A 4315-nucleotide genomic window follows, 5' to 3' on the forward strand; every position below is an offset into this window, starting at 1 on the left:
TTTTTATAGCTCTTAAACGCTCCCAAGGATCCTCATTTAAAAATCTTATACATGCATCAAATGTCGCTCCACCCCAAACTTCAAGGGCATGGTATCCAACTTCATCCATTTTTTCTACAATAGGAAGAATCTCATCAGTTCTTAATCTTGTTGCTATTAAAGATTGATGACCATCTCTTAAGCAGGTTTCTGTTATTTTTAATTTTCTTTCCAAACTATCCTCCTTAAATTCTGTATTCTGTATTCTGTATACAATATTTTACAGATTTTATTATACACTATTCCATACTAAAGTCAAACTTTTTCTACTTAAAAAATGTTCTTATTTTACTTTATTCATCTCGTTTTAGGACGAATTTCAACGGCTTTTTTCACTTGTGTTTTTTAACCTCCTTCTTTATTTTTATTAAATATTTAATCTTTCTAAAAAAAAAAGACTAAATTTTTATTTAGTCTCTTCATCAACCTGCTTTTTTAGAAATTCCTTTGCTTCAAGTAAATGTTTTCTATTCACTTCAATGGCTTTCTCTTTGTTTCCTGTTTTTATTAAATTTACAATGTTCATATGATCTTCATAAGCACTTAATCTTCTTTCTTTATTTTCTGCTGATATCTTTCTAAATTTTTTCAAATATAAATTTAAATTATTTATTAATGAAATTACTCTAGGAAGTTTTGATATTTTATAAAGTAGTTTATTAAACTTAGAAAAACATTTAAAAACTTCATCTGTTTTAGATTCATCATTTATTATACTTTTAGTATAGATAATATTATCCTCTAATTCTTTTATATCTTCATCTTTAACTTTCTTAAATATCTCTTCTAATATTAAAGTTTCTAGTGCCACTCTTATTTTTACAACTTCTTCAACATCTTTTTTAGTAGTTTTTGGTATTGTTACTCCACCTTTTTCTCTAGCCTCTACTAATCCTTCTAACTCTAACATTCTTAAAGCTTCTCTTAAAGGTGTCCTACTCACATTTAACTTCTCAGCATATTCTTCTTCAACTATTCTTGTTTCCTCTTTTATTTTTCCACTAACTATTTCAGACTTCAAATATTCATATACTTGTTCTCTTATAGATTTCTTCTTTTTTATAGCCATACTTCCTTCTTCCCTCTCTATTGGAATCTCTCTAAATATTCTTTTAATGATTCATTAAAGATATCTAGCATTTTTTCCATCTCTTCTTCTTTTATTATATATGGCGGCATAAAGTATACAATATTCCCTAAAGGTCTCAAAATTGCTCCTTTTTTTAGTGCAATTTTATAAATCTCATATCCTGCCCTTTCGCCAGGTAAACCAACTAACTCTATAGCTCCAATTAAACCTATTTGTCTATATTCTCCTAAATAAGGTGTTTCTTTTAGCTTTTCTTTTGCTAAAGTTCTTAAAAAGTTTCCTTTTTCTTCTATCATCTCTAAAATATTTTCATCTTCAAATATTTTCAAAGTTTCTACAGCAATTCTACAACCAATTGGATTTCCAGAATAACTATGTGAATGTAAAAATGATTTTCCTGCTGAATAATCATCATAAAAATTGTTATATAGCTCATCTGTTATCAATACTATTGACATTGGAAAATAACCAGCTGTTAATCCTTTTCCCACACACATAATATCTGGACTAACTCCTGCATGTTCTATTGCAAACATCTTTCCGGTTCTTCCAAATCCCATTGCAATTTCATCTGCAATTAAATGTATATTTAAATCTTTTGTTAATTTTCTTAATTTTTGAATATATTTTGGAGAATAAATTCTCATTCCTGCAACACCTTGAACCATTGATTCAATTATCACTCCAGAAACTTCATTATGATTTTCTAATAAATATTTCTCCATATGCTCAAAACATTCTGCATCACAAGTTTCTCTATTCTTATTATAAGTACAATTAAAACAATCTGGACCTTTTACTTTTTTCCCTTCTCTTATTAAAGGTTTATAAACATCTGTAAATCTATCCATATTTCCAACACCTAAAGCTCCAATAGTTTCACCATGATAAGCGCCCTCTAAAGATACAAATGTTTTTTTTTGAGGATTTCCACTTTGAACATGAGATTGAAAGCTTAATTTTATAGCAACTTCTGTACTTGAAGATCCATTATCAGTAAATATTAATTTATTTAATCCTTCTGGTGCCACTTTTGTAAGTCTTTCTCCAAGTTCAATTCCTGCTTCATGAGAAAAATTAGCAAAAATTATATGTTCTAGTTTATCTATCTGCTCTTTTATTACTTTATTTATTCTAGCATTACAATGTCCAAATAAATTTACCCACCAACTTGATACGCAATCCATATATCTATTTCCAAACTCATCTTCTACATACATTCCTTCACCTTTTGTTATTACAATTGGTGGTAAATTTTCATAATCTTTCATCTGTGAACAAGGATGAAAAATATGTTCTAAATCTTTTTTTTGCAATTCACTTAGTTTATTCATTAAGATTACTCCCTTATTTATTTTTTTCTCTTAGTCAAAATAAATTAATCTATAATTTTATTATAACATGAATATTTATGACTTGACTTTTTTTCTTTTTCTACTTGATTCTATTCCAAGTTCTAATCTATATTTTGTAATTGTTCTTCTGTTTATTTTAAGCCCCTTCTCTTGAATCTTTTCTACAAGTTTTTCATCAGATAATGGCTTCAATTTATCTTCATTTTTTATTAAAAATAAAAGTTCAAATTTTAATTTTTCTCTTTCTGAACTTAATAAAATATAATCTTTTAATTTCTTTACTTTTCCATTTATTTTTAAATATTTTTCATTTACTGTCCTCGATACTGTAGATTCATGACAATCTAATTCATAAGCTATATCTTTTATTTTTAATGTTTTTAAATCTTTACCATACAATATATTATCTTTTTGATAGGCTAATATATATCTAGAAATTTTAAGTAAAGTATTTTGTCTCTTTTCTATTGCTGTAATCAATGCAATAGCTTTTGTTATATTTTTATTATCACTTCCATCTCTTTTTATTTTAATTTTAGGACAATATTCTTCATTTAACTCTATTTTTAATTCTTCTTTTTCTAAAAAAACAATTATATCTGGAATAATATATTCTATTTTATTATTTACAATAAATCCTCTAGCTGGTTTTGGATTTAATGTTCTTAGCACTTTTAATATTTCATTTAACTTTTCTAAATCAATTGAATATTTTTTCGAAACATACTCTAATCTTCCTTCGGCAATATCTTCTAAATCATTTTTTATTATATTTTCTAGTATTTCATTTTTTATATTTTTTAATTTTAATTGAATAAGTAAACATTCTATTAAATCTTTTCCTCCTATTCCCACAGGTTCTAAAGTGTGTAGGATTTCAATTCCTTTTATTATCTCTATTTTATTTACCTTTAATACTTTTTTAAATTCATCTAACTCCCCAACTAAATATCCCTTTTCATCTAAATTATTTATAAGAAAATATAAAATATTTTTCATTTCTAAATTAATTAACAAATATCCTATTTGCTCCTCTAAATAATCTATTAAATTTTTTTCATTCCCCTCTAATGAATCTAATAAAAAATCTGATTGTGATGTATTCTTTGTATAATTTTTTGTTGGATAAGAAATGTCAATTACAGGATTTTTTTTAGATTCTTTCTCTAAAAATTCTTTTAATTCCTTTGTAGACATTTTTAATATTTCTATAGACATTTTCATATCTAAAGACAATATTAACTTCAAATTTTGATTTACTTCTAATTTAAAATCCATCCTCTCCCCCTTTTATATTTATAATAATACAAAAAATCTGACAGAGTTTCAAATATTAAATAAAACTCTACCAGATTTTTTATCTTTTAAATTTAAATGTTTTTTCAAATTTCACTTTTATTTTTTTTCCTTTATAAATAATTGGTTTAAATTTCCATTCTCTTAAAGCTCTTATTACAGCTTCTTTAAATCCATAGCTTTGTTCTCCAGAGATTATTTTAATCTCTTTTAACTCTCCATTTAAATCCACTAAAAAAGTTGCATCAACCTCTCCATCTCCTTTATATCCCATTTTTTTTGCTATTATAGGGTATTTAGGATCAACTTCTTTTTCTATTTCATACTTTATTCCTTGAGCTGATACTGCTGTAAAAATTCCATCTTTTCCCTGAATAAATCTATTTTTATCTTGAAATTCATTATACTTTGATTTCTTTTCTATACTATTTTTTTCTTCTTTAATTTTTTTATTTATAGTTTTTTTAATCTTTTTTTTCATTTTTTTTTTTATTTTTTTTTTTTTTTTTTTTTTTTTTTTTTTTTTTTTTTTTTT

The 4315-nt window shown here is 24.9% G+C and carries 4 protein-coding genes and 1 pseudogene; all 5 read right to left on the bottom strand.

Annotated features, from left to right (window positions below):
- Positions 1-214: pseudogene (locus Q0V09_RS08370) on the bottom strand (oxaloacetate decarboxylase subunit alpha); the annotation flags it as partial.
- A gap of 231 nt (positions 215-445) precedes the next feature.
- Complete coding sequence (locus tag Q0V09_RS08375; RefSeq protein ID WP_297488448.1) at positions 446-1108, bottom strand: GntR family transcriptional regulator; 663 nt, start codon at positions 1106-1108, stop codon at positions 446-448.
- A gap of 17 nt (positions 1109-1125) precedes the next feature.
- Positions 1126-2463, bottom strand: coding sequence for an adenosylmethionine--8-amino-7-oxononanoate transaminase (gene bioA, locus Q0V09_RS08380; RefSeq protein WP_297404716.1), 1338 nt, complete (start codon positions 2461-2463; stop codon positions 1126-1128).
- A 75-nt stretch (positions 2464-2538) separates the two neighbouring features.
- On the bottom strand, positions 2539-3762 hold the full coding sequence (gene rpoN, locus Q0V09_RS08385) for an RNA polymerase factor sigma-54 (RefSeq protein WP_297404714.1): 1224 nt from the start codon (positions 3760-3762) through the stop codon (positions 2539-2541).
- Between the two features lie 79 nt (positions 3763-3841).
- Positions 3842-4315: energy transducer TonB (locus Q0V09_RS08390; RefSeq protein WP_297488452.1), on the bottom strand; the 474-nt coding region annotated here is incomplete at its 5' end.

Origin of the sequence: uncultured Cetobacterium sp. (genome assembly GCF_947039425.1) — a bacterium.
Classification (GTDB): domain Bacteria; phylum Fusobacteriota; class Fusobacteriia; order Fusobacteriales; family Fusobacteriaceae; genus Cetobacterium_A.